Here is a 3,263-nt window from a genome sequence, read left to right as displayed (position 1 = left end):
CACCCGAACCCCTACGCCCACTCCGACCCCAACGCCCACGACTACACCGACAACTCCGACACCTACCGCCTCGCCGGACCCGGGTGACACAAACCCGCCCAAGGAGGAGACGTGATGCGCCATGGGGTCGATGATGGACACCGGCGGCCCCCCGCGCGGCCGGTACCCAAGATGAACGGTAAGGGACAGTGCAGGAAATGACTCAGCCTCGGCTACTCGGAGGTCGTTACGAGCTCGACGGTGTCGTCGGGCGCGGCGGCATGGCCGAGGTGTATCGCGCCCGAGACATCCGGCTGGACCGCATAGTCGCGATCAAGACCCTCCGCTCCGACCTGGCGCGCGACCACACCTTCCAGGCCCGGTTCCGCCGTGAGGCGCAGTCCGCGGCCTCCCTGAACCACCCGGCCGTGGTCGCGGTCTACGACACCGGCGAGGACGTCACCGACGGCACCCCCGTGCCGTACATCGTGATGGAGTACGTCGACGGCCGGACGCTGCGCGACCTGCTGCGCCAGGATCGGCGGCTGATGCCCGAGCGGGCGACGGAGCTGGTCGACGGCATTCTGCGCGCGCTCGACTACAGCCACCGCGGCGGCATCGTCCACCGCGACATCAAGCCGGCCAACGTGATGATCACGCGCGCGGGCGACGTCAAGGTGATGGACTTCGGCATCGCGCGCGCGATGGCCGACTCCGCGGCCACGATGACGCAGACCGCGCAGGTGATAGGGACGGCCCAGTACCTCTCGCCGGAGCAGGCCCGCGGTGAGCGGGTCGACGCCCGCAGCGACATCTACTCCACCGGATGTGTGCTGTACGAGCTGCTGACCGGCCAGCCGCCGTTCACCGGCGACTCCCCGGTCGCGATTGCCTACCAGCACGTCCGCGAGGAGCCGATCCCGCCGTCCCAGATCGACCCCGAGATCCCGGCGTGGGCCGACGCCATCGTGCTCAAGGCCATGGCGAAGGATCCGGCGCATCGTTACCAGAGCGCGGGCGAGATGCGCGCCGACATCCAGCGGGCGATGTCCGGCATGCCGGTCGACGCCCAGACGATGGCGATGACCGGCAACTACGGCCAGGGCACGCGCATGATGAACACCGCGCAGATCCCCTCGGGCCCGGCCACGCAGCGCACCACCGCGGTCCCGCCGTACGAGTACGACGACGAGGGCGGCGGGCGAGGTGGCCGGCGGCGGGCGTCCGGCGGCGGTGGCGGCAACGCCCTCAAGACCGCGCTGTGGATCATCATCCCGTTGCTGATCATCGGTGGCTTCATCACGGCCGGCTACATGGTGTTCGGCAACAAGGACACCCCTGCCGACACGGGGGTGACGATCCCGCAGCTCGAGACGCAGGAGCGCGCCTTCGCCGAGGAGCAGCTGAAGAACCTCGGCCTCTCCGTCCAGGTGGTGCCGGAGGCGAGCTCCGAGGTCGAGAAGGGCATCGTCATCCGGACGGATCCGGCCGCGAACACCAAGGTCGCCAAGGGCGACCCGGTCAAGCTCGTGGTCTCCAGCGGCCCCAAGAAGGTCGAGGTGCCCGACGGGCTCGTCGGCATGCCGCAGGAGGACGCGATGGCGGCGCTGGAGGAGGCGGGCCTGCAGGGCACGGTCAAGACGCGCACGTCGTCCAAGACCCAGGGCACGGTCATCGCCACCGACCCGAAGGCCGGCGCGGAGATCGAGGAGGGCGGCACGGTCACCCTCTTCGTCCCGAAGGCGCTGAGCGAGGTGCCGAGCGTCGTCGGGCTCACCGTCGAGGACGCCACCAACCAGATCAAGGGCGCGGGCTTCAAGACCCGGGTGTCGGAGCAGGCGAGCGACCAGCCCGAGGGCACGGTCATCCAGCAGAACCCGCCCGAGGGCACCCCGCAGCCGCCCGGCACGACGATCACGATCGTGGTGTCCACCGGCCCCGAGGACACCGCGCCGCCGCCCACGAGCGACTTCCCGACGGAGGGCGACCCCGACTTCGGCACGGAGGACCCGCCGACGGACTTCGGCGGCGAGGAGGACACGCCGCCGAGCGACGACAACCCGATCGGCGACGGCTTCTGACCCGCTGACGGCGTGAAAAGGGCCGCCCGCCCCCGCGAGGGGGTGGGCGGCCCTTTTCGTGCGGCGAATGAAAAGAACGCCCCCGCCGCTCGGGGGCAACGGCGGGGACGCTCACTTGTACGTCGCTCGCCAGGAGACGTTTGTTACAGGATTCGTCGCAGCCAATTTCCGAGCAGCCGGTGTCCGTGTTCGGACAGGACCGACTCGGGGTGGAACTGCACGCCCTCGACGGGCGCCAGGCGGTGCCGCAGGCCCATGACCACGCCGTCGCCGGTGCGGGCGGTCACCTCCAGCACGTCGGGCACCGTCTCGGGCCGGACGGCGAGCGAGTGGTAGCGGGTCATCCGCACGGGTGAGGGCAGGCCCTCGAAGACGCCCTCGCCGTCGTGGACGATGGCGCTGGTCTGCCCGTGGAGGAGCTCGGGCGCGCGCGAGACGGTGGCGCCGTAGGCGACGGCGATGGCCTGGTGGCCGAGGCAGACGCCGAGCAGCGGCAGGCCGGTCGCGGCGGCGTGGTGGACCAGGGGGACGCTCACGCCGGCGGCCTCGGGCGTGCCGGGGCCGGGGCTGACGAGGACGCCGTCGAAGCCGTCGGCGTCGCTCACGCGTACGTCGTCGCGCGGGCGCACGTCGCAGTCGGCGCCGAGCTCGCGAAGGTACTGCACGATCGTGTGGACGAAGCTGTCGTGGTTGTCCACGACCAGCACGCGAGTCATTTGCGTAGGGTCACCTCGTCGAGCGTCACCGCGGGCTCCAGGAGCGGGAACACCACGTACCACAGTACGGCCCCCACGGCGGCGACCAGTACGGCGGCGGTGAGGATCCTGGTGGGCGGGCGGCCGGGCAGCTTGCGCCAGATCCAGAGATACATGTCACTCCTTGCGCGGTTCGGTCTCCTTGAGCACGCCGTAGACGAGGAGGCGTTCGGCGGCGGAGTACTCGGGGTGGCAGGTCAGCAACGTGATGAAGGCGCGGATGGGGTGGATGTCCGGCTTGCCGGGCACGGGGGCGAGCACCTCGACCTCGTCGGGGGTCACGACGTCCTGGGACATCACGCGGTAGGTGTAGCGGGCCTCACGGGCCTCGATGATGATCTCGTCGTCGCGTTCGAGCTCGTCGATCTCGTTGAACGGCGCCGCGTACGTCGTGCGGTGGCCCGACAGGACGAAGTTGCCGATCTGGCCGGGCAGGGCGGTGTCGGGG

Annotated in this window: 4 protein-coding genes; 1 reads left to right on the top strand and 3 read right to left on the bottom strand. The window is 70.6% G+C overall.

Translation table 11 applies throughout. The features are described from left to right. Positions 1–197: 197 nt before the first annotated feature. Positions 198–2,060, top strand: coding sequence for a Stk1 family PASTA domain-containing Ser/Thr kinase (gene pknB / locus C1J01_RS47175; RefSeq protein ID WP_111185581.1), 1,863 nt, complete (start codon positions 198–200; stop codon positions 2,058–2,060). A gap of 143 nt (positions 2,061–2,203) precedes the next feature. Here the strand turns inward: pknB and C1J01_RS47170 are convergent, their stop codons facing one another. The 3 genes from C1J01_RS47170 to C1J01_RS47165 form a co-directional block, all read right to left on the bottom strand. Then, a complete protein-coding gene (locus C1J01_RS47170) occupies positions 2,204–2,776 on the bottom strand; it encodes an anthranilate synthase component II (RefSeq protein ID WP_111185579.1) in 573 nt (190 codons plus the stop codon). After that, a complete protein-coding gene (locus C1J01_RS50765; RefSeq protein WP_181449359.1) occupies positions 2,773–2,931 on the bottom strand; it encodes a hypothetical protein in 159 nt (52 codons plus the stop codon). Before C1J01_RS50765 ends, C1J01_RS47170 begins: the two co-directional genes overlap by 4 nt. A gap of 1 nt (position 2,932) precedes the next feature. Beyond that, positions 2,933–3,263: sortase (locus tag C1J01_RS47165; RefSeq protein WP_146616017.1), on the bottom strand; the 331-nt coding region annotated here is incomplete at its 5' end.

It is taken from the genome of Nonomuraea aridisoli (genome assembly GCF_003236395.1).
GTDB classification, from domain to species: domain Bacteria; phylum Actinomycetota; class Actinomycetes; order Streptosporangiales; family Streptosporangiaceae; genus Nonomuraea; species Nonomuraea aridisoli.
The sequence above is the reverse complement of the archived record's forward strand: the minus strand, read 5'-3'. Positions and strand labels throughout refer to the sequence as shown.

What these genes read in the sequence shown, in the direction of transcription:
- pknB (WP_111185581.1), top strand. Translation starts at nt 198, where the DNA reads ATGACTCAGCCTCGGCTACTCGGAGGTCGTTACGAGCTCGACGGTGTC.
- C1J01_RS50765 (WP_181449359.1), bottom strand. Translation starts at nt 2,931, where the DNA reads ATGTATCTCTGGATCTGGCGCAAGCTGCCCGGCCGCCCGCCCACCAGG.
- C1J01_RS47170 (WP_111185579.1), bottom strand. Translation starts at nt 2,776, where the DNA reads ATGACTCGCGTGCTGGTCGTGGACAACCACGACAGCTTCGTCCACACG.